This window comes from Promicromonospora sp. NPDC050249 (assembly GCF_040656015.1).
GTDB lineage: Bacteria > Actinomycetota > Actinomycetes > Actinomycetales > Cellulomonadaceae > Promicromonospora.
In genome coordinates this window covers 1-22294 of the sequence record NZ_JBFAKY010000011.1, presented here as the reverse complement: position 1 = coordinate 22294, position 22294 = coordinate 1, and the positions used below count along the sequence as shown (strand labels likewise).

The 22294-nt window shown below is 71.0% G+C and carries 20 protein-coding genes; 4 read left to right on the top strand and 16 right to left on the bottom strand.

Annotation, left to right across the window (positions count from 1 at the left end; all coding sequences use genetic code 11):
• Nucleotides 1-6 precede the first annotated feature (6 nt).
• Both AB0I32_RS11065 and AB0I32_RS11060 read right to left on the bottom strand, forming a co-directional pair.
• A complete protein-coding gene (locus tag AB0I32_RS11065; protein ID WP_357505998.1) occupies nucleotides 7-1815 on the bottom strand; it encodes a glycosyltransferase in 1809 nt (602 codons plus the stop codon).
• Nucleotides 1816-2169: 354 nt separating this feature from the next.
• Nucleotides 2170-2385 (bottom strand): hypothetical protein, encoded by a 216-nt coding sequence (locus tag AB0I32_RS11060; RefSeq protein ID WP_357505773.1) that lies wholly within the window; start codon nucleotides 2383-2385, stop codon nucleotides 2170-2172.
• 138 nt (nucleotides 2386-2523) lie between these two features.
• Between AB0I32_RS11060 and rfbA the strand changes: the two genes are divergently transcribed.
• On the top strand, nucleotides 2524-3387 hold the full coding sequence (gene rfbA, locus AB0I32_RS11055) for a glucose-1-phosphate thymidylyltransferase RfbA (protein ID WP_357505771.1): 864 nt from the start codon (nucleotides 2524-2526) through the stop codon (nucleotides 3385-3387).
• A 9-nt stretch (nucleotides 3388-3396) separates the two neighbouring features.
• On the opposite strand, the gene rfbD is transcribed toward rfbA, so the two are convergent.
• Complete coding sequence (rfbD, locus tag AB0I32_RS11050) at nucleotides 3397-4269, bottom strand: dTDP-4-dehydrorhamnose reductase (RefSeq protein ID WP_357505769.1); 873 nt, start codon at nucleotides 4267-4269, stop codon at nucleotides 3397-3399.
• A 67-nt stretch (nucleotides 4270-4336) separates the two neighbouring features.
• Between rfbD and rfbC the strand changes: the two genes are divergently transcribed.
• Nucleotides 4337-4951: a dTDP-4-dehydrorhamnose 3,5-epimerase gene (gene rfbC, locus AB0I32_RS11045; protein WP_357505767.1), complete on the top strand. Its 615-nt coding sequence runs from the start codon at nucleotides 4337-4339 to the stop codon at nucleotides 4949-4951.
• Between the two features lie 9 nt (nucleotides 4952-4960).
• On the opposite strand, the gene rfbB is transcribed toward rfbC, so the two are convergent.
• Complete coding sequence (rfbB, locus tag AB0I32_RS11040; RefSeq protein WP_357505765.1) at nucleotides 4961-5956, bottom strand: dTDP-glucose 4,6-dehydratase; 996 nt, start codon at nucleotides 5954-5956, stop codon at nucleotides 4961-4963.
• A gap of 28 nt (nucleotides 5957-5984) precedes the next feature.
• Entirely contained in the window at nucleotides 5985-7151 is a 1167-nt protein-coding gene (locus tag AB0I32_RS11035) for a nucleotide sugar dehydrogenase (RefSeq protein ID WP_357505763.1), read from the bottom strand.
• A gap of 151 nt (nucleotides 7152-7302) precedes the next feature.
• Here AB0I32_RS11035 and AB0I32_RS11030 point away from each other — a divergent pair, with 151 nt between their 5' ends.
• On the top strand, nucleotides 7303-8106 hold the full coding sequence (locus AB0I32_RS11030) for a siderophore-interacting protein (RefSeq protein ID WP_357505761.1): 804 nt from the start codon (nucleotides 7303-7305) through the stop codon (nucleotides 8104-8106).
• Between the two features lie 48 nt (nucleotides 8107-8154).
• Here the strand turns inward: AB0I32_RS11030 and AB0I32_RS11025 are convergent, their stop codons facing one another.
• Nucleotides 8155-8772, bottom strand: coding sequence for a DUF402 domain-containing protein (locus tag AB0I32_RS11025; protein WP_357505759.1), 618 nt, complete (start codon nucleotides 8770-8772; stop codon nucleotides 8155-8157).
• Nucleotides 8773-8855: 83 nt separating this feature from the next.
• On the opposite strand from AB0I32_RS11025, the gene AB0I32_RS11020 reads away from it, so the two are divergent.
• A complete protein-coding gene (locus AB0I32_RS11020) occupies nucleotides 8856-11612 on the top strand; it encodes a glycosyltransferase (RefSeq protein ID WP_357505757.1) in 2757 nt (918 codons plus the stop codon).
• An 87-nt stretch (nucleotides 11613-11699) separates the two neighbouring features.
• On the opposite strand, the gene deoC is transcribed toward AB0I32_RS11020, so the two are convergent.
• The 10 genes from deoC to AB0I32_RS10970 form a co-directional block, all read right to left on the bottom strand.
• Nucleotides 11700-12452 carry a deoxyribose-phosphate aldolase gene (deoC, locus tag AB0I32_RS11015; protein ID WP_357505755.1) on the bottom strand — a complete coding sequence of 251 codons (753 nt, stop codon included), beginning with the start codon at nucleotides 12450-12452 and terminating at the stop codon, nucleotides 11700-11702.
• Nucleotides 12449-13597: an adenosine deaminase gene (locus AB0I32_RS11010; RefSeq protein WP_357505753.1), complete on the bottom strand. Its 1149-nt coding sequence runs from the start codon at nucleotides 13595-13597 to the stop codon at nucleotides 12449-12451. Before AB0I32_RS11010 ends, deoC begins: the two co-directional genes overlap by 4 nt.
• Before the next feature lie 36 nt (nucleotides 13598-13633).
• Nucleotides 13634-13846, bottom strand: a complete 213-nt coding sequence (locus AB0I32_RS11005; RefSeq protein WP_357505751.1) for a hypothetical protein — start codon at nucleotides 13844-13846, stop codon at nucleotides 13634-13636.
• On the bottom strand, nucleotides 13843-14736 hold the full coding sequence (locus tag AB0I32_RS11000; RefSeq protein WP_357505749.1) for a hypothetical protein: 894 nt from the start codon (nucleotides 14734-14736) through the stop codon (nucleotides 13843-13845). The genes AB0I32_RS11005 and AB0I32_RS11000 overlap by 4 nt, the downstream gene beginning before the upstream one ends.
• A gap of 152 nt (nucleotides 14737-14888) precedes the next feature.
• A complete protein-coding gene (locus tag AB0I32_RS10995; RefSeq protein WP_357505747.1) occupies nucleotides 14889-16277 on the bottom strand; it encodes a thymidine phosphorylase in 1389 nt (462 codons plus the stop codon).
• Nucleotides 16274-16717, bottom strand: coding sequence for a cytidine deaminase (locus AB0I32_RS10990; RefSeq protein WP_357505745.1), 444 nt, complete (start codon nucleotides 16715-16717; stop codon nucleotides 16274-16276). Before AB0I32_RS10990 ends, AB0I32_RS10995 begins: the two co-directional genes overlap by 4 nt.
• Entirely contained in the window at nucleotides 16714-18012 is a 1299-nt protein-coding gene (locus AB0I32_RS10985) for an ABC transporter permease (RefSeq protein ID WP_357505743.1), read from the bottom strand. The genes AB0I32_RS10990 and AB0I32_RS10985 overlap by 4 nt, the downstream gene beginning before the upstream one ends.
• On the bottom strand, nucleotides 18009-19358 hold the full coding sequence (locus tag AB0I32_RS10980; RefSeq protein WP_357505741.1) for an ABC transporter permease: 1350 nt from the start codon (nucleotides 19356-19358) through the stop codon (nucleotides 18009-18011). Before AB0I32_RS10980 ends, AB0I32_RS10985 begins: the two co-directional genes overlap by 4 nt.
• Nucleotides 19355-20878 (bottom strand): ABC transporter ATP-binding protein, encoded by a 1524-nt coding sequence (locus AB0I32_RS10975; protein ID WP_357505739.1) that lies wholly within the window; start codon nucleotides 20876-20878, stop codon nucleotides 19355-19357. Before AB0I32_RS10975 ends, AB0I32_RS10980 begins: the two co-directional genes overlap by 4 nt.
• Nucleotides 20879-20999: 121 nt before the next feature.
• Nucleotides 21000-22076 carry a BMP family ABC transporter substrate-binding protein gene (locus AB0I32_RS10970; RefSeq protein ID WP_357505737.1) on the bottom strand — a complete coding sequence of 359 codons (1077 nt, stop codon included), beginning with the start codon at nucleotides 22074-22076 and terminating at the stop codon, nucleotides 21000-21002.
• Nucleotides 22077-22294: the final 218 nt, after the last annotated feature.

Here is a 22294-nt window from a genome sequence, read left to right as displayed (position 1 = left end):
CCCGTCTCAGAAGATGACGTGCGTCGCCGCACGTCCGTAGTGCCTGACCTCGCCGCTCGCGAGCAGCTCGGCATCTGTCACGTCCCAGGAGTGCCCGCCGACGGCGGACCGCACCTGGACGAAGTTGAACCGGTCGGCGGAGTAGACGACCCCGCCGGCCGTCACGATGTCCTCGAGGAACGCCGTGTCCTCGCCGCGGGCCAGCTCGCGGAAGCGCACGTCGGCGGCGACGGCACGCGCGGCGACGATCGTCGGCCCCATCACGCGGTCCGTGTACCGGTGCTCGCGGTCCGCGAACCGCATGATCGTCGCGTCCGGCCCCTCGAGGTACATGTAGTGCGCCTGCTTGCCGACCACGTCAGCGCCCGAGTAGGTCAGGGCGTGCAGCTGGTCCGACAGGTACTGCGGGCCGTACAGGTCGTCGTCGTCGATCTTGGCCACGACGTCGCCATCCGCGGCGTCCAGCAGCAGGTTCAGGCAGGCGCCCAGCGGCACGTCGGACGGCGCCGACAGCAGCTCGAACGTCTCGACGCCGGCTTCCTTCGCCCGCGCCCGCAGTTCGGCGTCGTCCACCTCGAAGCCGTGCGTCAGCAGGGCGACCTGGAGGTCGACACCCTGCTGGGCCCCGAGCGTGGCCAGGACGTGGTCGAGCTGGTGCGGGCGGTTGGTCGAGACCAGGGCTGTCACGCGGGGTCGTGGCACCACCTCCGATGCGGCGAGACCCACATCGTGCAGCACCCGCTGGGACCGCGCGGCGTAGGTGTGCTCGCGCCAGATGCGACGCTGCCCCTTGTGCACCGCCCGGTCGCGCAGCTCCGGAGAGCGCACCAGCGCGCGGATGGTGTGCGCCGCGTGCTCGCGGGTGGCCGCCACGAAGACCTCGTCGGCGGGGAAGTACTCCCCCACCGCTGCGCTCGGCGTGGAGACGACCGGTGTGCCGCTCGCGGTGATCTCGAAGATCCGGCGCGCGCACATCGACGGCGAGCCGACCACCGAGTTCACGTTGAGGAAGACCTTGTACTCGCGGTACGCGGTCAGCATGCGGTCGTAGTCCAGCGAGCCGACGACGCGGCCGTCCAGCGGCGCGGGGAACTGGTACTTGTGGTCCTTGCCGCGGAACCGGCTGAAGATCTCCAGGCCGTGCTCCATCCTGGGCGACACGTCCAGCGCCGCGCCGAGGAGCAGGTCCATCTGCTCGCGCCGCTCGGGATACTTGTGCGCGAAGTACATGCCGGCGAACGCGACGTCGCGTTCCGGCCCGCGCCCGTGCAGCCGGACGGGGTTGTGGATCGCCGGCTGTGCGGCGAACTCCAGCACGCCGACCCGCTCGTGCCCGAGGGCCACGACATAGGCGGGCACGCGGTCGACGTCGGTCGTGTAGACGCGGTCGAACAGCCGGGCGGTGTCGAGGAAGTCCTCGAAGTGGACCGGGTCCTCCTTGTTCCAGAAGACCGTCGGCACGCCTGCGGCCCGGCAGGCCTCGACGAGAGAGACGAACGCCGGGCGCGGGGCCGACGTGCCGGTCAGGTGGTACTGCCAGGCGCCGTCGTTCCCGTTCCAGGCCGACTCCACGAACAGCAGGTCCAGTCCGGCGGCGAGCTCGTCACGCCAGGTCGACGGCGTCAGCGCCACCTGGTTCCACTCGGGCGCGAACGCGAGGCGCGAGAAGTCGTCGAGGACGACGCCGACGCGCAGGTCTCGCCGGTCGGGCGCGACGGACGTCGTGGTTCCCGTTCCGGACGTGGGGCGGGCGGGCCACGGGTCGAACGTCAGACCGTCCTTCGTCCGGCGGGCTCCGCCGGTCTGCGCCGCCATCGGCACCCGCTGCCTGCGGAGATAGGTCCGCAGCTGGGCGGGTCCCCCGTGTCGGAGGTGCCACAGCGCGCGACGAAGCGTGCCCACCATGCCCGGCGCGCGATCCTTCACGGCAAGAATGTCCCTGTCTGCTCGAAAGCCTGCTTGCATGCAACAAGCCAGAAAGAGCACCCTGCCAGGCGCTGGATGAAGGTGCCAGAAGTCCAGGATGCGCCATTGGTGGCCTCATGCTACAAGCGGAGTCCGCTCAGATCTCCGATAGTGGGCGCGCAGCACTCAGGTTCACCCGGGCAACTCTCCGAGCGGCTGACCGGCAGCGTTCCCCTGGACATCCTGGCACGCCAGGCCCCAGCGTCAGCGGACGCGCTCGACACCCCCGGCCTTCTCGTCGAGCGAGATCCGGTAACCGTAGTAGGCGACGGCGCCGTTGGCGCAGAGGAGCACCACGGCGCCGGCCACGAGGGCCGCGACGAATCCCTTCCCCCGTCGCGCGCGGCGCGCAGGGCGCGACGCCGGGTCGGGAGGCTCGGGCCGGGCGAGGATGCCTGTGCCGCCATAGGTTTCATGCATACCCATGTACCTACAGGCCGCGGGACTGCCTCCGCATCAATAGCGGCAGGAGATCACCCCCGGTTCACCCGCCCCCCCGCCCCGGGAGGAGGCCCGCTGCCCGCCCCCTGACGACCCGGGCGTGGGAGGATCCGGCACATGCGCGGAATCATTCTCGCCGGCGGCTCGGGCACTCGCCTCCACCCGATCACCCAGGGCATCAGCAAGCAGCTCGTGCCGGTCTACGACAAGCCGATGATCTACTACCCGCTGTCCACCCTGCTCCTGGCCGGGATCCGCGACGTCCTGGTCATCACGACGCCGCACGACGCCGACCAGTTCCACCGGCTCCTCGGCGACGGCTCGCAGTTCGGTGTCTCGATCAGCTACACGACGCAGCCTTCACCGGACGGGCTCGCGCAGGCCTTCGTGCTCGGCGCCGAGTTCATCGGCGACGACTCGGTAGCGCTGGTGCTCGGCGACAACATCTTCTACGGCCCAGGCCTGGGCCAGCAGCTCACCCGCTTCGCCGACATCGACGGCGGCGCCGTCTTCGCCTACCGCGTCGCGGATCCGACCGCGTACGGCGTCGTCGAGTTCGACGCCCACGGCAAGGCGCTGTCGCTGGAGGAGAAGCCCGTGCGGCCCAAGTCCAGCTATGCGGTTCCCGGCCTGTACTTCTACGACAACGACGTCGTCGCCATCGCCAAGGGGCTGGAGCCGTCGGCCCGCGGCGAGTACGAGATCACCGACGTCAACGCCGAGTACCTGCGCCAGGGCCGGCTCCAGGTCGAGGTGCTTCCCCGTGGCACCGCCTGGCTCGACACCGGGACGTTCGACTCGTTGCTGGAGGCCTCCGACTACGTCCGCACCATCGAACGACGGCAGGGCCTGAAGATCGGCGCCCCGGAGGAGGTCGCCTGGCGGCGCGGCTTCCTGTCCGACGACGAGCTGCGCGCCCGCGCGGAGAAGCTCACCAAGTCCGGCTACGGCAGCTACCTGCTGAGCCTGCTGGACGAGTAGCCCGCCCCGCTAGAGCCCAGCCAGCACCGTGGGCGCCGCCGCCTTCCAGCGGTCGGCCCAGTCGCCGATCGGCTCGACGCCGACCGCGCGGAGCCGGTCGTGTCCGAGCACCGAGTACGCGGGCCGCGGCGCGGGCAGCTGGTACGCGACGCTCGTCGTCGTGTCGACAGGCGTCACGCGGCCGGACGCCGCGACCACCTCGCACGCGAACCCGTGCCACGTGACCTGCCCCGATGACGTGCCGTGGTAGATCCCGCCCGGTGCCCCCACGCCGACGAGCCGCACGATGAGGTCGGCCAGGTCCGCGGTCCAGGTCGGCTGCCCGGTCTGGTCGTCGACCACGCTCAGCCGGTCCCGCTCCCCCGCGACGCGCGCGATCGTCCTGGGGAAGCAGCGTCCGCCCGCCCCGTACAGCCAGGCGGTCCGCACCACGAGGGAGTCCGCCGCGAGCGCCCGGACCGCCCACTCGCCGGCCACCTTCGTGCGTCCGTAGGCGGAGCGCGGCGACACCGGCGCGTCCTCCGGATACGGCTCGGTCCCGTCGCCGTCGAACACGTAGTCCGTGGAGACGTGCACCATGCGGGCGCCCGACGCCGCGGCGGCGCGCGCGACGTGCGCGGCGCCCGTCGCGTTGGCGGCGAACGCGTCGGCCTCGTGCGTCTCGGCGTCGTCCACGGCGGTCCAGCCCGCGCAGTTGACGACGACGTCGTGGCCGGCGACCGCGTCCCGGACGGCCGAGGCGTCGGTGATGTCCAGGTCGGCCCTGCGCAGGCCCGTCACGTGGTGCCCCGCCGCCTGGGCGACCGCCACCACGTCCTGGCCGAGCATGCCTGCCGCGCCGAAGACCACCCACCGCTGCGTCGTGCTCTGTCCGCTGGTCACCCTAGGATCCTAGCCAGGGTCCACCGGGCCTCCGACGACCACACCCGAGCCCTCATGGAGAGACCCCATGGAGTACCGCGAGCTGGCTGTGCCGGGCGCGTTCGAGATCGCCCCGAAGCAGTTCGGCGATCCGCGCGGCGTCTTCCTCGAGGCCTTCAAGGCAGGGCCGTTCGCCGACGCCGTCGGGCACTCGTTCGACCTGCAGCAGGTCAACACGTCCGTGTCGGCCGCCGGCGTCCTGCGCGGGATCCACTTCGCCGACGTGCCGCCCGGCCAGGCCAAGTACGTCATGTGCGCCAAGGGGGCGGTGCTGGACGTCGTGGTGGACATCCGCGTCGGCTCGCCCACCTTCGGCACGTGGGACGCGGTGCTGCTGGACGACGTCGACCGCCGCGCCGTCTACCTGTCGGAGGGCCTCGGCCACGCGTTCATGTCCCTGGAGGACGGCTCGACGGTCCTGTACCTGTGCTCCACCGGTTACGCGCCGGGCCGCGAGCACGGCATCCACCCCCTCGACCCGGCCCTGGACATCGAGTGGCCCACGACAGCCCGCGACGGCACCCCGCTCACCCCGCAGCTCTCGGAGAAGGACGAGGCGGCCCCCACCCTCGCCGAGGCTCGCGAGCAGGGGCTCCTGCCCACGCTGGACGAGGTGCGGAACTACGTGAGCTCCCTGGCCTGAGTCACCGTGTCACTGTCCCGAGGCCGCGTACCTGGCCTCGGTGGCAGCCTTCGCGCCCCTCCACCAGGACTCGTTCTCCCGGTACCAGCGCACCGTCGCCTCCAGCCCCGCCCGGAAGTCGGTGTACCGCGGCGCCCAGCCCAGCTCCGTCCGCAGCCGGCTCGCGTCGATCGCGTACCGCAGGTCGTGCCCGGGCCGGTCGGCGACGTGGTCGAAGTCGTCGGCGTCGCGCCCGAAGATCTCCAGGAGCGTCCGCACGACGTCGAGGTTGCTGGTCTCGCCGTCGGCCCCGATCAGGTACGTCTCGCCGACCTGACCCTTCTCGATGATGGTCCACACTGCCGAGTTGTGGTCCTCGACGTGGATCCAGTCGCGCACGTTGAGCCCCGCGCCGTAGAGGCGAGGCCGGACGCCGTCGATCAGGTTGGTGATCTGGCGCGGGATGAACTTCTCGATGTGCTGGTACGGGCCGTAGTTGTTGGAGCAGTTCGAGATCGTTGCCTGCACCCCGAAGGACCGGACCCACGCCCGGACCAGCAGGTCGGAGCCCGCCTTCGTCGAGGAGTACGGCGACGACGGGTTGTACGGCGTCTCGGGGGTGAACCGCTCGGGTGAGTCCAGCGGGAGGTCGCCGTAGACCTCGTCGGTCGAGATGTGGTGGAACCGCACCCCGTGCTTGCGCACGGCCTCCAGCAGCGTGAACGTGCCCACGAGGTTGGTCTGCACGAACGGTGACGGGTCGTCCAGGGAGTTGTCGTTGTGCGACTCCGCCGCGAAGTGCACGACCAGGTCCGACTCGCCCACGAGCCGGTCGACGAGCGGCGCGTCGGTGATCGAGCCCTCGACGAGCTCCACCCGGCCGGCGACGTCGCCGAGCGAGGAACGGTCGCCCGCGTAGGTGAGGGCGTCCAGCACGGTGACGCGCGCGTCGGGGCGTTCCCGCACCGTCTGGTGCACGAAGTTGGCGCCGATGAACCCGGCGCCGCCGGTGATCAGGACTCGCATCGTGTTCTCCCTGCGGTAGGACACCGGCTCAGTCACGACCGTAGATGTCGCGCGTGTAGACCTTGTCGGCGACGTCGTCGAGCGCCTCGGTCCGGCGGTTCGCGATGATGACGTCGGCCCGGGACTTGAGCTCGTCGAGGTCGCGCACCACCTCGGAGTTGAAGAACTGGTCCTCCTCCAGGGTGGGCTCGTAGACGATCACCTCGACGCCCTTGGCCTTGATGCGCTTCATGATGCCCTGGATGCTGGAGGCCCGGAAGTTGTCCGAACCCGCCTTCATCACCAGCCGGTACACACCCACCGTCCGCGGGTTGCGGCGCAGGATGTCGGCGGCCACGAAGTCCTTGCGGGTGGTGTTCGCGTCGACCACCGCGTTGATCAGGTTCTGCGGCACGTCCGCGTAGTTGGCCAGGAGCTGGCGCGTGTCCTTGGGCAGGCAGTAGCCGCCGTACCCGAAGGACGGGTTGTTGTAGTGCGACCCGATCCGGGGGTCCAGGCCCACGCCCTCGATGATCTGTGCGGTGTCGAGGCCGCGGGTCACGGCGTAGGTGTCGAGCTCGTTGAAGTAGGCCACCCGCAGCGCGAGGTAGGTGTTGGCGAACAGCTTGATCGCCTCGGCCTCGGTGGGATCGGTCATCAGCACGGGGACGTCCTTGGTGATGGCGCCCTCGAGCAGCAGGTCGGCGAACTGCTTGCCGCGCTCGGACCGGTCGCCGACGACTATCCGGGAGGGGTGCAGGTTGTCGTACAGCGCCCGCCCCTCCCGCAGGAACTCCGGGGAGAAGACGATCGCGGCACCCTCGTGCTCCTCGCGCATCCGCTCGGTGAAGCCCACGGGGATGGTCGACTTGACCACTATCGTCGCCCGAGGCGCACGCTCGAGGACAGTCGTGATGACCTCCTCCACCGACGACGTGTCGAAGAAGTTGGTGACCTCGTCATAGTTCGTCGGGGTGGCGACCACGACGACCGCCGCCCCCGCGTACGCCGCGTCCTTGTCGAGGGTCGCGGTCAGGTTCAGCGGCTTGTCCCGGAGGTACTCCTCGAGCTCGTCGTCGGCGATCGGGGAGAGTCCCTTGTTGACGAGGTCGACCCGTACCGAGTCGATGTCGAGCGCCCACACCTCGTGGTTCTGCGCGAGCAGCACCGCGTTGGACAGACCGACATAACCAGTGCCGGCAACAGCGATCTTCACGACGGGACTCCTGACAGGAAAGGTCGATGACGGACCAATGCTAGAGCGCGGCCCCCATCCGCCCCGGCCGCCCGGCGATGACCGGGACCTTTCATCCGTGACGCACGCCACACCGGCGCTCGCCAGGCGCGGAGGTTAGGCTTACCTCACAATGACTACGCAGACCACGAACGCACCGACAGGCAAGCCCCGCAAGGCAGCTCGCACCACGGCGACCGTGACTGCGGTCCGGCACCTGACGCCGCACATGATCCGGGTGACGATCGGCGGCGAGATGCTCGCCACGGTCGACCCGACGTCGCAGACGGACCGCTACGTCAAGCTCGTCATGGCCGAGTCCCCCGAACCCGAGGGCCGTCCGGTGCTGCGTACCTACACCATCCGCAACGTTGCCGAGTCCAGCTGGGACATCGACATCGTGACCCACGGCGACGTCGGCTACGGCGGCCCCTGGGCGCAGCGCGTCCAGCCCGGCGACGAGGTCTCGTTCGTGGGACCGGGCGGCGACTACGCGCCGTCTCCCGATGCCCCATGGCACCTCATGGCCGGGGACGAGTCAGCCCTGCCGGCCATCGCGGCCGCGTGCGAGGCCCTGCCCGACGGCGCCGTGGCCCACGTCTTCGTCGAGGTCTCCGACGCGTCGGAGGAGCAGCCGATCGCGAGCGCCGGAGACCTGCACCTCACGTGGGTGCACCGGTCCACGGGGGCGAGCGTGGCCGACGTCGTACAGGCCGCCGAGCTGCCCGACGGTGTGCCCCACACGTTCCTGCACGGCGAGGCGGGCTGCGTGCGCGACCTGCGCCGCTGGGCACGCGCGACGCTCGGCGTGCCGCGCGACCTGCTGTCCGCATCGGGCTACTGGCGCCGGGGGCGCGACGACGAGCACTGGCGTGCCGAGAAGGCCGAGTGGCGCGCGGCGGTGGAGCAGGACGACCTGGTGCTCAGCGCGCACTGAGGCGCGCCGCAGGACGTGTGCGCGGACGCGGCGGATTCCCGCGTCCGCTCACAGGGCGTCGAGCACCGCGAACCAGCGCTTCTGCGTCGCCTCGTCGTAGGGCGGGTCTCCCGCGCGGACGGCGGTGAGCAGCGCGTCGGCGTCCGCGCGGACCTGGGCGACCACCGAGGCCGGGTAGCCGTACTTCACGGCGTGCTCCGCGAACTCGTCCTCGTCGTCGATGAAGTACTGGCCCCGCGGTTCGTCCGCGCCGGACTCGAAGGCGATGACGTCGAGGTCCAGGTCGACGGCTGAGACCTCGAAGCGCGCGCGGCCGCGGGCCGCGAAGAGGCCGGCCGGCAACCGCCGCCACTGCGGCACCGTGCTGAGGTCGCTGTAGACCCGCATGCCCTCCGGGTGGTCGCGGTAGAACGCCGGGGTCCAGCCGACGTCCCCGAAGAACCCGACGCCCGGCCCCGAGGACCGGTACCTCGCACCCGGCCGCGCGAACCGCGTCCCGGCCGGGAAACCGACCCACCGGCCGTGCTCGTCCGAGCCCAGGTACCGCCCCTCGAAGACCCAGTGCGGCGTCTCGTCCCACTTGCGATAACGCACCCGCACACGGGTCCCCGGCTCGGTCGGCACCGACGGCAGAAACCCCTGGTCAGCAGGTTGTTGCGCAGACATGTCCGGGAGCCTACCCAGACGTCGTCGGGGCGTAACCCAGTGGCACTACGCTCTGGCCACCGCCTACCCCACGAGGAGCCTTCATGTCCCCTGCAAGCCGCCGTCTCGCCGCGTCCGGTGAGACTGCGCACCCGGTCCAGACCGCTGACGAGATGATCGCCGAGGCGCTGCTCACCGCCGCCGCGGATCCCCTCCACAACCCGCATCCGGACCGGCCTGGCCCGGTACCGGAGGCCCGACCGCTGCCGACGCCCGACCAGGAGACCTGGGCGTCAGCCAAGGAGGCGAACCGTCAGCCGCGAGAGGTGTGGTCCGCCCCGGACCGCGCCGCGGACCGCCCCTTCCAGGAACGGCCGGAGCCGCTCTCCGGCGACGCGGTGCTCACAGCGGCCCTCCGGAGTGGCCTCCCCATCGACGAGGCGGTCACCACCTCCATCCGTGGCACCCGCAGCCTGGACACCGCCCAGTGGCGGTCGCTGTGCCACTCGCTGATGGCACATCCGGAGACGCGCCGTGCCGGTGTCGCCGGCGCCGCGCTCGTCGCGCAGCGGGTGGGCCTGCGCGAGCTCGCCTGGGACCTGCTGCGCCAGCTCGGGCCCGACGACGCCGCGCGCCTCGCCCCCGCGGAGTACCTCCGGGCGGGCATCGCCATGGCCAACCCCGACGTCGCCCGGACGGCGACCACCTGGGTGCGCCACGGGTTCGTGACCGACGCGGCCGTGCTGCTCGAGATCGCGAAGCTCCTGTTCATCGGGGACGAGCCCGAGGCGTCGGCCGAGGTGCTCGAGGCCGCCCGGCTCGGCACGGGCCGCACCGAGCAGGTCGGCGCGTCGATCGACTACCTGGCTCCCTGGGTCGAGAAGGCGCTGAGGCCGGCGAAGCCCGCACGAGTGCCGACCGGCCATGTCTCGTTCGCCGTCATCGACTACAAGGCACCCGACGAGAACGTGGCGTCGAGCAACATCGGCGATGCCGTGCAGACCATCGCGAGCCTCGGCCACCTGCTGCGGCACGAAGGCCTACGCCTGCACGGCGACGACGCCGTCACGGAGCCCGTGCGGTTCCTCGCCGATCGCGTCCGCCCCGATCAAAGGGTGGCCGGACCGGGTGCCGACGTGGAGCTGACGGTCGTGCAGCGCGACATGTCCCACCTGGACGCCGTCCCGGAGAACACGTGGATGCTCGCGTTCGGCTGGTACATGCACAGCCAGTTCGACCTGCGCTTCGACTTCCCGTTCCACGAGAACCTCCAGCCGCTGTTCGTCTCGTTCCACGTCAACAAGCACGCCATCCTCACGCCCACCGCCGTCGACTACCTCAAGGCGCACGGGCCCATCGGCTGCCGCGACTGGACCACCGTGCACCTGCTGCTCAACGCGGGTGTCCCGGCATTCTTCAGCGGCTGCCTCACGACGACCATCGACACGGTCTTCCCGGCGGACTTCACGCGCGCGCCCGCCGGGGCCCCTGCCGTGTACGTGGACACCCCGGTCCCGGAGCACGACGCAGGGAGCGAGCTGGTCACGCACCTGCACCCCTCCGTACGCCGGCAGGACTTCGGCCAGAACCTGCACACCGCCGTCGAGCTGCTGGACGCCTACCGGAGCCGGTTCTCCCGGGTCGTCACCTCGCGGCTGCACGCCTTCCTGCCGTCGTGGGCCATCGGGGCCGACGTCGACTTCCGGCCCCGCAACGACGCCGACATCCGGTTCGCCGGCCTGCTCGACGCCGACGAGGGCGGCCGGCGTGCCATGCAGGAACGGATCCGGGGCGTCGTCGCGCCGGCTATGGCCAAGATCCTCGCCGGGGCCTCCCGCGACGAGGTCTACGCCACGTGGCGCGCGTCCGTGGCGGACGAGGTCGAGCACGCGCTCGCGGTGCACGAGGCGCCGGTGCCCGCGCCGTCCGGCAGCTGCTCGGTGGACGACGTGGTCGCGGGCGTTCGCGCCACGCGCGTCGTCGTGGAGGCCGTCCGGCCGCGCAGGATCCCGGCTTCGGGCAGAGCTGACGCCCTCGCCGTCGCAGTGGCCCTGGACGGAAACCTGCGTTCGCAGATGGAGGTGGTGGTCGCCGGGGTGGTGCGGCACACCGACCGGCCGGTGCGGGTGGTCGCGCTCACGCGTGACCACACGCCGGCGGACCACGACCGGCTCGCGGGGCTCTTCCCCGAGGTCACGTTCGAGTGGTACGCGTGCGACGGGATCGACTACGGGGCCGTGCTCGGCATGCTCAAGCACATCACGGTCGCCACGATGGACCGGCTGCTCCTGCCCGAGCTGCTGCCGCACCTGGACCGCGTGATCTACCACGACCTGGACGCGCTGTCCGTGGTCGACCTGGCCGAGCTGTACGACGCCGACCTCGGCGGGGCACCCCTGGCGGCCCGCCCGTCGATCTCGTACAACTACCGGCACGGTATCGGGAACGTCATCCGGTCCACCAGGCTGCTCGGGCACGACCCCGGCGCCGCACGCGACCTCGTGCGTGCCATGACCCAGCGGCACCGGTACGGGTACCGCGGGTTCAACGCGGGCATCCTGCTGCTCGACCTGGCGGTCATGCGCGCCGACCGGTTCACTCACGAGTTCGTGCCGTACGCCGAGCGGTACGGGCTGAACGACCAGGACGTGCTCAACGCCTACGCGGGTTCGCGCTACCAAAAGCTGGACGAGCGCTGGAACGCGTGGCCCACGCAGGAGGTGGTCGCCGAACCCGCGCTGATCCACTGGGCGGGGCCGGTGAAGCCGTGGCACGACGACCGGTACATCCTCCTGAAGGAGCACTGGACGGCAGCGGAGGCCTGGCTCGCCCCCCGCCGAGGTAGAACAGCAGCGAGGTAGAACCAGGGCGAGATAGAACCGCAGCCCGGCTGCGGTTCTATCTCGCCTCAGTTCTACGTCGCCCTGGTTCCACCTCGGCGAGAGGGGTCAGTAGGTGTCGGTGGAAGGGGCCTGAGCGGCAGCGGTCGCGTCGAAACCGTTCAGGACCGACGCCGTGCTCGACAGGCCGAGCCGGGTCGCGCCCGCCTCGATCATCGAGAGCGCAGCGTCGAGGTCCCGGATCCCGCCAGAGGCCTTGACCCCGAGCCGGCCGCCACCCGCCGCACCGACGGTCCTGGCCATGAGCGACACCGCGTGCACCGAGGCGCCGCCGGCGGGGTGGAAACCCGTCGACGTCTTCACGAAGTCCGCGCCGGCCGCCTGCGCCGCCTTGCACGCGCCCACTATCTGCTCGTCGGTGAGCGCCGCCGACTCGATGATCACCTTGAGGATGCGGTCGTTCGGCACCGCTGCACGCACGGCCGCGATGTCGGCCTCCACGGCGTCGAACCGGCCGGTCCGCGCGATCCCGACGTCGATCACCATGTCGATCTCGTCCGCTTCGTCGGACACGGCGCGGGCCGCCTCGAAGGCCTTCACGTCACCCATGTGCTTGCCCGACGGGAATCCGCACACCGTCGCGACGGCGAGCCGTCCAGCGGCCACCTCCACCGCGAGGGACACGAACGACGGGGACACGCACACCGAGAACACACCGAGCGCGGCGCCCTCCTCGACGAGCGTGGCGACGTCGGCCGCAGTGGCCTCCGGCTTGAGCAGCGTGTGGTCGACGTACGCGGCGAGCGCCGCCCTGTCGTGCGGCACGGCCGGGGTCCGGGGCGCTTCGGGCTGAGCGGTCATACGAGTGCACCTTCAACTTTCTGGATTCCGGGCAGGATTACCTGCTCCACGAGGTCACGCCGCTCGTCGTGGTGCATGAACGCACCCCAGGCGGCGGTGACCGTCACGTCGACGAGGTCGTCGAGCGTCCATCCCGCCTCGTCGACGAGCAGCTTCATCTCGTGCGTCATCGACGTACGAGACATCAGGCGATTGTCCGTGTTGAGCGTCACGGCGAAGTCCAGCTCCTTGAGCCGGGTGATCGGATGCTTCGCGATGGACTCGGCGGCTCCGGTCTGCAGGTTCGAGACCGGGCACAGCTCGAGCGGGATCTGGTGGTCGCGCACCCAGTGCGCGAGGCGGCCGAGGTCGGCTGATCCCCCGCGCCCGTCACCCGTGAGGCCGCTCTGGGCGGGGTCGCCGGGTACGAAGGCGATGTCCTCGATGATCCGGGCTCCGTGACCCAACCGGTCGGCGTGCCCGAGGTGCACCGCCTGCCCGATGGAGTCGAGGCCGTCGGCCTCGCCCGCGTGGATCGTCACGGGAATGTCGTGCTCCGCGAGGTAGCGCCAGATGCCGAGGTGGCGCGACGGCGGGAACCCCGCCTCGGGCCCCGCGATGTCGAACCCGGCCACGCCGTGGTCCCGGTACGCGACGGCGAGCTCCGCGATCTCCTGCCAGCGGTCCAGGTGCCGCATGGCCGTGACCAGCTGCCCCACCCGGATGATGTGCCCGTCCGCTGCGGCCAGGGCGATGCCGTCGTCGATCCCGGACTGCACGGCCTCAACGGTCTCCGCGAGCGACAGCCCGCCGGCCAGGTGCTGCTCCGGCGCCCAGCGCTGCTCCGCGTACACGACGCCGTCCGCTGCGAGGTCGAGCACGGCCTCGCGGGCGACGCGCGCCAGGTTGTCGGCCGTCTGCATGACGGCGATGGTGTGCTCGAAGGTCTCCAGGTACCGGACGAGCGAACCGGAGTCGGCAGACTCACGGAACCAGTCGGCGAGGGACTCGGCGTCGGCCGCGGGCAGGGTGTGCCCTGCGGCGTCGGCCAGCTCGAGGACGGTCTGCGGTCGCAGCCCTCCGTCGAGGTGGTCGTGCAGGACAACCTTGGGCAGGGCGCGCAGCAGCGCCTCGTTGGGGCGCGCCCCGGGGTCTTGCGTGGTCATGCTGACAACCTACCGTCCGGCACCGACAGCCGGCCGTCAGCCGGCCCCGGGGCTCTCTTCCTCGTCTGTGTCGGAGGGCACGTCCAGCGCCTGCTCGACGACGTCCGCCTCGGCGGCTGCGCCGTCGCTGTCGGGACGCGGCGCATCAGGTACGTACTCGTCGGGGTCGTGCGTGGCGTCCACCTCGGTGTCCTTGAGCGGATCCAGGCCGGCGTCACGCCAGGAGTCGGGACCAGGGAGTGTGCTCATCGGGCCTCCTCGTCGGGTGCTTCCATCGTCACCCCGGTCTCGTCACCGTGCCACCGGCCGGCGCGCTCGGGCAGCAGCACCCAGACCACGTGCGGCCAGCCGCCGAGCGCCGCGGTCAGCGCCTTGCGCACACGTGCGGCCGTCCGGTCGCCGGTCGACTGCGACATGTCCCCCCTGCCCGACGGCGCCGGTGGCGGGTCGAGCAGAGCAGCGACGGGAACCGTGTGCAGCCCGGCGCCCGACGGCTCGTACAGGACCGCGCTGCCGTCCGCGCCCTCGCCGTCGGCGAGCGTGAGCAGCACCACGTGACGCGGGACGGCGGAGTCCCAGCCACCCGTGACGTCGCCACCCGTGTACAGCGGCACCGGGACACCCGCACGCGCGCTCGCCACCGCTGCCTCCAGCACGGCCCGCGACCCGGCCACCCGGTGGGTGTAGCGCACGCCGCCGTAGGTGGCGAACCGGGCGGCACCCCACGGCGGCGTGCCGTAGCTGCGCGGCCAGCCCGCGACAACGAGTCCGCGCCGGTTGGTCGCGGCCTGGACGGCATGCTGCAGCCGCGCGAACCGCTCGGCCGGGTCGCCGCTCGCGAGCCGCAGGGCCGCCCGCGGGTCGCCTGCCAGCCCGAGCATCGCCAGCACCGCCGACCCGCACGTCCGCTCGTCGACCTGCACGGCCGCTGCGGTGGTCCCGTCGAGCGACGGCAGGTTCAGCCGCCGTGGAAAGCCGACCGTCCCGGTGCCGCGCTCCCGTGCCAGCGGGTCCAGGACCGAACGCCGCGCGCGGGACGTCACCGACTCGAGGCGCTGCTCGACGTCCTCGGGCACGACAGGACGGGCGAAGCGGCCCGGCGGCGGCGGGGCCGGTACCGGCCCCGCGAAAGCACGCACAGCGCCGAGCATGGACGAAAGGTGCAATGTCGACGGCACATTGCCCAGGCTAAGCCGGGGCGGCGCGACTCGCCGGTTCGCCACGCTGGGGTGCGCGCGCGATACGGCGCACCCCAGAAGCGCAGGTCAGCCCGCAGAACGGGCCCGCAAGGTCAGACGATCCGGTCCAGGACCACCGACTCGTCGGACGCCAGCGTGGCCCCGACCAGCGCCCCGGCGCCCACGTCCACCATCGACAGCGCGCTCGCCGCGCCGGCCAGTGCGCCGCCGAGCCCACCGGCGCCCACGCCCTCGGGCTCCACCGTCCAGCCGCCCTGGAGCGCCTCGCGCGCCCGGGCGAACCGCTCGGGGGTGTCGGTGTGCAGGGTGAACAGCGGCTGACCGGCGGCCACGCTCTCCCCCGGCTTCACGTGGATCTCGATGCCCGCTGCGGCCTGGACGGCGTCCTCCTTGCGCACCCGGCCCGCGCCCAGCCGGTGCACGGCCACCCCGACGGCGTACGCGTCGAGCGAGGTCAGCACGCCGGACTCGGGCGCGACGACGGTCTCGGACTCCTTCGCGACCGGTAGTGGAGCGGAGACGTCGCCGCCCTGCGCCGCGATCATGGCCCGCCACTTGTCCATGGCCCGGCCGTCGGCCAGGGCCTCGCGCACGTCCGCCTCCGAGGCGGGACGGTCGGCCGCGGCGAGCATCTCGACGGCGAGCGCGACGGTCAGGTCGACGACGTCGGACGGCCCGCCGCCCGCGAGGACTTCCAGGGACTCGCGGACCTCCAGGGCGTTGCCCGCCGTCCGCCCCAGCGGCACCGACATGTCGGTGACCAGGGCGACGGTACGCACCCCGGCGTCGGTCCCGAGGTCGACCATGGTGCGGGCGAGCTCGCGCGCGCTCTCCAGGGTCTTCATGAACGCGCCGGAGCCGACCTTCACGTCGAGCACGAGGGCACCCGTCCCCTCGGCGATCTTCTTCGACATGATCGAGCTCGCGATGAGCGGGATCGCCTCGACCGTGCCGGTGACGTCACGCAGCGCGTAGAGCTTGCGGTCGGCGGGCGCGAGGCCCGCCCCGGCGGCGCAGATGACGGCGCCGACGGACTCGAGCTGCGCCATCATCTCGTCGTTCGACAGGGACGCGCGCCAGCCGGGGATGGACTCGAGCTTGTCGAGCGTTCCGCCCGTGTGGCCCAGCCCGCGGCCGGAGAGCTGCGGTACCGCCACGTCGAACGCCGCGACGAGCGGCGCAAGGGGCAGCGTGATCTTGTCGCCCACGCCGCCGGTGGAGTGCTTGTCCGCCGTCGGCCGGGAGAGGTCGGCGAACGACATGCGCTCGCCGGACGCGATCATCGCGTGGGTCCACCGGGAGATCTCCGCGCGCGACATGCCGTTCAGCAGGATCGCCATGGTCATCGCGGACATCTGCTCGTCGGCCACCACACCACGGGTGTAGGCGTCGAGGAGCCAGTCGATCTGCTCGTCGGTGAGGGGTTCGGCGTTGTCGCGCTTCGTCCGGATGATGTCGACTGCGTCGAACTGCTCGGTCATCGGCTTGCCTCTCGCACATGGTTCAGGTCGCCCGGCCCGAAGGCCTGTGGCAGTACTTCGGTCATCGGCACCACGCCCTGCGGGGTGTCGACGAGCAGCTCCGGCCCGCCGTGCTCCCAGAGGATCTGCCGGCACCGGCCGCACGGCATGATCGTCTCGCCGAGCGCGTTCACGCACGTGAACGCGGCGAACCGGCCACCTCCCGACATCACCAGGGCGCTGACCAGCGAACACTCGGCGCAGAGCGTCACACCGTACGCGGCGTTCTCGACGTTGGCGCCGACGAGCAGGCGGCCGTCGTCGGCGAAGGCCGCCGCGCCGACCGGGAAGCCCGAGTACGGCGCGTACGCCTTGTCCACCGCGTCCCGGGCCGCGGCCCGCAGGCCGTCCCAGTCCACCGCACCTGCCGGATCCACAGAGCTCACGTCCACCACTCTCATCCCTTGATGTACGGCTCTCCCGACGCGGCCGGGGGACGAGACCGTCCCACCAGGCCCGCGACGGCGAGCAGCGTGACCACGTACGGGATCATCAGCATGAACTGGCTGGGCACGGGCGAGCCCACCACGGACAGCACGTTCTGCAGGTTCGACGCGAAGCCGAACAGCAGGCCCGCGAACGCGGCACGCACCGGGTCCCACTTGCCGAAGATCACGGCGGCCAGCGCGATGTAGCCGGCGCCCCCGGTCATGTTCTCGCCGAACTGGCTGAGCTGCACCGTCGTGTAGAACGCGCCGCCCAGGCCGGCCACGGCACCCGCGACGAGCAGTGCGTTGTACCGGGTGCGCACCACGTTGATGCCCACCGTGTCGGCGGCCTTCGGGTGCTCGCCCACGGCACGCAGCCGCAGGCCCCAGCGGGTCCGGTTCAGCGCGTACCAGACGGCGGGCACGGCGAGGAACATCAGGTAGATCAGCAGCGGCTGACGGAACAGCACCGGGCCCAGCACGGGGATGTCCGAGAGGATCGGGATCGGGATCGACGTGAAGCGCGTGGTCGAGTTCAGGCTCTCGGCGCTGGGGACGAGCACCTGCGAGTACAGGAAGCTCGTCAGACCCACGACCAGCACGTTCAGCACCACACCGACGATCACCTGGTTCACGTGGTACGTGATCGCGAACAGGCCGAGGACGAGCGACACGAGCGCTCCGGCGAGCACCGCTGCGGCCAGGCCGACCACCGGGCTGTTGGTGATCGACGAGACGATCGCAGCGGTGAACGCGGCACCGAGCAGCTGTGCCTCGATGGCGATGTTGACGACGCCCGCGCGCTCGCCGATCACGCCGCCCAGCGCGCCGTACACGAACGGGACCGACCACAGCACGGCACCGCCGAGCAGGCCGACGATCGACAGGTCACGGGGGCTGCCCGCCCCTGCCCACGCCAGGAAGCCCGTCAGGCCGGCGAGGGCGAACACCACGACCACCCAGAGCGGCGTCCTGGTGCCGCGCGCCGTGAGCACGGCGGCGAACGCCGTGGCGGCGAGCAGCACGGCACCGCACACCCAGGCGAGCGGCGCCGACGGCAGCACGATCACCGGGATCTGGAAGAAGTCGCTGCGCTGCGAGAGCAGGAACCGCGTGTCACCGGAGTGAGGTACGGCCACGAGCAGCAGCGCGTACAGCACGGTCACGGCCAGCAGCACGCCCGCCGTCTTCCATGACACGACGGTCACGGTGCGCGCCGTCTCCGAGAGGGGTGCGTCCAGCTGTGTGGTCCTCTGGTCGGCGCTCACGCGGCCGCCTCCTTCCGGTTCCGGGTCGCCTTCGTCTTCTTCGCTGCCCGACGCCGGTTCGGGTCCGGCAGCCGGAAGATCGCCCTGACCAGCGGCGGCGCCGCGATGAACAGCACGATGAGCGACTGGACCACGAGCACGATGTCGCTCGGGACGCCCTCGGCGGCCTGCATGGTCGTGCCACCCGCCTTGAACGCGCCGAACAGGATGCCCGCGGCGAGCACGCCCCACGGGTTGGACCCACCGAGCAGGGCCACGGTGATGGCGTCGAACCCGATACCGGCGTCGATGTCGGAGCTGAAGCCGGTGGTGACGCCACCCAGCACCTGCGACGCACCGGCCAGGCCGACGAGACCGCCGGCCACGAGCATCGAGCTCACGGTGGCACGGCCCGTGTCGATGCCGGCGACCCGCGCGGCGCGCGGGTTCTCACCGACGGCGCGGAATGAGAAGCCCGCGGAGGACCGGTTGAGCAGCCACCACACGCCGACCACGGCGAGCAGCGCCAGCACGAAGCCCCACGTCAGGTTGAACCGGTCGCCCAGGAGGCTGGGCAGCTGCGCCGACTCGGGCGTCGGCGGTGTCTTCGGGTTGTTCGATCCCGGCGCCTGCAGCAGGCCAGGTGTCGCAAGGAAGTAGGAGATCAGGTAGAACGCCACGTAGTTGAGCATGATCGTGACGATCACCTCGTGCGCACCGGTGCGGGCCTTGAGCAGACCCGCCAGCCCGGCCCACAGCGCACCCGCCGCGATGCCTGCCACGAGCGCCATCAGCAGGTGCAGCGGGAACGGCACGCCGCTGACGCCGAAGCCCACCCAGCCGGCCGCCGCCGCTGCGACGAGCATCTGTCCCTGGCCACCGATGTTGAACAGGCCTGCCCGGAACGCGAGCGCCACACCGAGGCCCGCCGCGATGAGCGGCGTCGCGTAGCTGAGCGTCTCCGTCAGCGGCCGGATGGCGGTGACGAAGTCCGGCGCCTCCAGGTTGACCACGGAGCCCCGGAACAGCGCCGAGTACGCGCCGCCGATCGCCTGACCCAGCGCGACGAAGGTGTCGCCCGGCCGCGCGAAGAAGTACGTCGAGGCCTCCTTCACGCCCTCGTTGGTGAAGGCGATCATGATCGAGCCCGCGACGACGGCCAGCAGCACCGCACCCACGGACACGGTCCACGAGCTGCTCATGGTCTGCTGCAGCGCCTTTGCCAGGCGGCTCTCCGTGTCGGGACCGCCGTCGACGACCGGTCCTGCCTCGCGGGCTCGCTCCTGCTCCAGCTCCTCAGCCGTGCCGGGGTCGAGACCAGGCTCCTGCTCCGGGTTGGACCCGGAGCTCGATTCGGGCGCGCTCACGCGACCTCTCCCTTCGCGTCCTCCGGGGAGATCCCCGCCATCATCAGGCCCAGCACGTCACGCGGGGTGTCCGCGGGTACAACACCGACCACCGTGCCGCGGTACATCACCATGATGCGGTCGGCCAGGGCCACTGCCTCGTCCAGCTCGGTGGAGACCACCACCACCGGCACGCCGGCGTCGCGAGTCTGGATGATCCGCTTGTGGATGAACTCGATGGAGCCGACGTCCACGCCGCGCGTCGGCTGGGCCGCCACGAAGAGGCGCAGGTCGCGCGACAGCTCGCGCGCGAGCACCACCTTCTGCTGGTTGCCGCCCGACAGGCGCCCCACGGGCGTGGTGATGCCCTGCGTGCGGACGTCGAACTCGGCGACCTTCTCCTGCGCGAACTTGTCCCGGAACCCGAGCTGGAGCGCGCCGCCCTTGACGAACGGCCGGCCGTCGGAGCGGTCGAGCATGAGGTTCTCGGCGATGGTGAACTCGCCGATCAGGCCATCGTGCGTGCGGTCCTCGGGGACGAAGCCCACGCCGGCGTCGAGGATGTGGCGCACCGACCGGCCCACCAGCTCCTTGCCGTCGAGCGTGATGCTCCCCGACACGTCGCTCTCCAGCCCCAGCAGGGCCTCGGTGAGCTCGGTCTGCCCGTTGCCCTGCACCCCCGCGATGGCGAGCACCTCGCCGCCGCGCACCTCGAAGCTGACGTTGTCGACCACCACGGTGCCCGACTCGCTGGTCACCACCAGGTCGGTGACCTTCAGCCCGTTGTCCCGCAGGGTCGGCGCGTCCTTCTGGACCGTCAGCTCGACGGCGCGACCCACCATGAGCGAGGCGAGCTCGGCGTCCGACGCGGTCGGACTGGCCTCGCCCACCACCTTGCCGTGGCGGATCACGGTGATGCGGTCCGCGACGGCGCGCACCTCACGCAGCTTGTGGGTGATGAACACGATCGCGGAGCCCTCGTCGCGCAGCTGGCGCATGATCGCCATCAGCTCGTCGGTCTCCTGCGGCGTGAGCACGGCCGTCGGCTCGTCGAAGACCAGCACGTCCGCGTTGCGGGAGAGCGCCTTGATGATCTCGACACGCTGCTGGACGCCCACGGGGAGGTCCTCGACGACGGCGTCAGGATCCACATGGAACCCGAACCGGGCGGAGATCTCGCGCACCTGTGCGCGGGCAGCCTCCAGGTCGAGCCGACCGCCGCCACGGGTCTGCTCGTGACCGAGCATGACGTTCTCGGCGACGGTGAAGACCGGGACGAGCATGAAGTGCTGGTGCACCATGCCGATGCCCGCGCCCATCGCGTCGCCGGGGCCGGAGAACTGCTGGACGACGTCGTCCAGCAGGATCTCGCCCTCGTCCGCCTGGTACAGGCCGTAGAGCACATTCATCAGGGTGGACTTGCCCGCCCCGTTCTCGCCCAGGAGCGAGTGGATCTCACCCGGCTGAACAACCAGGTCGATGTGATCGTTCGCGACGAGCGCGCCGAAGCGCTTGGTGATGCCGCGCAGCTCGAGCCGCATAGGAATCCTTCCCGAAAGGGGTCCTGCTCATGACAGGTCCCGGGACGCACGGCGTGAACCGTGCCCCCCGGGACCATCTTGCGTCAACTTGTCGACAGCTACCGATCAGCCTGCCGGGCCGTCACTCGGCGAGGTACGACTTCACCTCGACGTCGCCGGCGATGATCGACTCCTTGAGGGTCTGGACCTCTTCCCACAGGGCCGGGTCCACCTTGTCCTCGAAGTTGTGCAGCGGCGCGAGGTCCACGCCACCGTTCTCGAGGGTGCCCACGTACGGCGTCGGGTCGAACTCGTCGTTACCCGAGGCGACGACCGCCTCCTTCGTCGAGACGTCCATCCCCTTGAGGATCGAGGTCAGGACGAGGTCCTGCGTGGTCGGGTCCGACTCGTAGAAGTCGGCGTCGACCCCGATCAGGGCGACGTCCTCGCCCGAGTCGGCGATGGCGTCCATCGCCGACTGGTAGATCGGGCCACCCACCGGGAGGATCACGTCGACACCCTGGTCCAGGATGTTCTGGGCAGTGGTCTTCGCCGCCGGGTCGGCCGCGAAGCCGCCGGTGAACGAACCCTTCTTGCCGTCCCAGCCGACGAGCTCGACGCTCTCGCCCTTGGTCTCGTTGTAGTAGTCGACGCCCTGCTTGAACCCGTCCATGAAGATGGTCACGGTCGGGAAGTCCATGCCGCCGAACGTGCCGACCTTGCCGGCCTCCGAGTAGCCCGCGGCGAGGTAGCCCGCGAGGAACGCGGCCTGCGCCGTGTCGTACAGCAGGGGCTTGATGTTCTCGGCGTCAGCCTTGCCGTCGAAGTCTGCATCCGCGGCGTCGTCGACGAGGATGTAGTCGATGTCGGGGTTGGCGGTGGCCGACTCGACGGTCGTGGCGGACAGCGCGAAGCCGACCGTGACGATCGCGTTGCAGCCCTCGCTGACGAGCGACTCGATGTTGCCCTTGTAGTCGCTCTCCGACGTGGACTGCACGTCGACCAGCTCCGTACCGAGCTCCTCCGCGGCTGCGGTGGCGCCCTCGAAGCTGAGCTGGTTGAAGCTCTTGTCGTCGAAGCCACCGGCGTCCGACACGATGCAGGGCTTGAAGTCGCTGGTGGCCTCGCCACCGGTGGTCTCCTCAGGGGCGGCGCCGCACGCCGAGAGCGCGAGCGCCGCTGCTCCCGCGAGGGCGGTAAGCCGAACAGCCTTCTTCACTGGTGCTCCTTCGATGGTCCAGACGGGCCTATCCAAACAGATCTGGGGCCCTATACCGCACCGAGGGTAGCCAGCGCATCCCGCATTTCGCGTTTCGAGACGGTAACCGGAGGAAGTCGTTACCGAAGCGTCATCGGCAGGAACATCCTGCGGTCAGCTCGCCGCAAACTGGGCAAGGACCCGCACGCCGACGCCGATCGCGCGCTCGTCCACCACGA

Bases quoted from the DNA above. Each gene is read 5' to 3' on its own strand.
- AB0I32_RS11065 (WP_357505998.1), bottom strand. From the start codon at position 1,815: ATGGCGGCGCAGACCGGCGGAGCCCGCCGGACGAAGGACGGTCTGACG.
- AB0I32_RS11060 (WP_357505773.1), bottom strand. From the start codon at position 2,385: ATGCATGAAACCTATGGCGGCACAGGCATCCTCGCCCGGCCCGAGCCT.
- rfbA (WP_357505771.1), top strand. From the start codon at position 2,524: ATGCGCGGAATCATTCTCGCCGGCGGCTCGGGCACTCGCCTCCACCCG.
- rfbC (WP_357505767.1), top strand. From the start codon at position 4,337: ATGGAGTACCGCGAGCTGGCTGTGCCGGGCGCGTTCGAGATCGCCCCG.
- rfbB (WP_357505765.1), bottom strand. From the start codon at position 5,956: ATGCGAGTCCTGATCACCGGCGGCGCCGGGTTCATCGGCGCCAACTTC.
- AB0I32_RS11030 (WP_357505761.1), top strand. From the start codon at position 7,303: ATGACTACGCAGACCACGAACGCACCGACAGGCAAGCCCCGCAAGGCA.
- AB0I32_RS11025 (WP_357505759.1), bottom strand. From the start codon at position 8,772: ATGTCTGCGCAACAACCTGCTGACCAGGGGTTTCTGCCGTCGGTGCCG.
- AB0I32_RS11020 (WP_357505757.1), top strand. From the start codon at position 8,856: ATGTCCCCTGCAAGCCGCCGTCTCGCCGCGTCCGGTGAGACTGCGCAC.
- deoC (WP_357505755.1), bottom strand. From the start codon at position 12,452: ATGACCGCTCAGCCCGAAGCGCCCCGGACCCCGGCCGTGCCGCACGAC.
- AB0I32_RS11010 (WP_357505753.1), bottom strand. From the start codon at position 13,597: ATGACCACGCAAGACCCCGGGGCGCGCCCCAACGAGGCGCTGCTGCGC.
- AB0I32_RS11005 (WP_357505751.1), bottom strand. From the start codon at position 13,846: ATGAGCACACTCCCTGGTCCCGACTCCTGGCGTGACGCCGGCCTGGAT.
- AB0I32_RS10995 (WP_357505747.1), bottom strand. From the start codon at position 16,277: ATGACCGAGCAGTTCGACGCAGTCGACATCATCCGGACGAAGCGCGAC.
- AB0I32_RS10990 (WP_357505745.1), bottom strand. From the start codon at position 16,717: ATGAGAGTGGTGGACGTGAGCTCTGTGGATCCGGCAGGTGCGGTGGAC.
- AB0I32_RS10975 (WP_357505739.1), bottom strand. From the start codon at position 20,878: ATGCGGCTCGAGCTGCGCGGCATCACCAAGCGCTTCGGCGCGCTCGTC.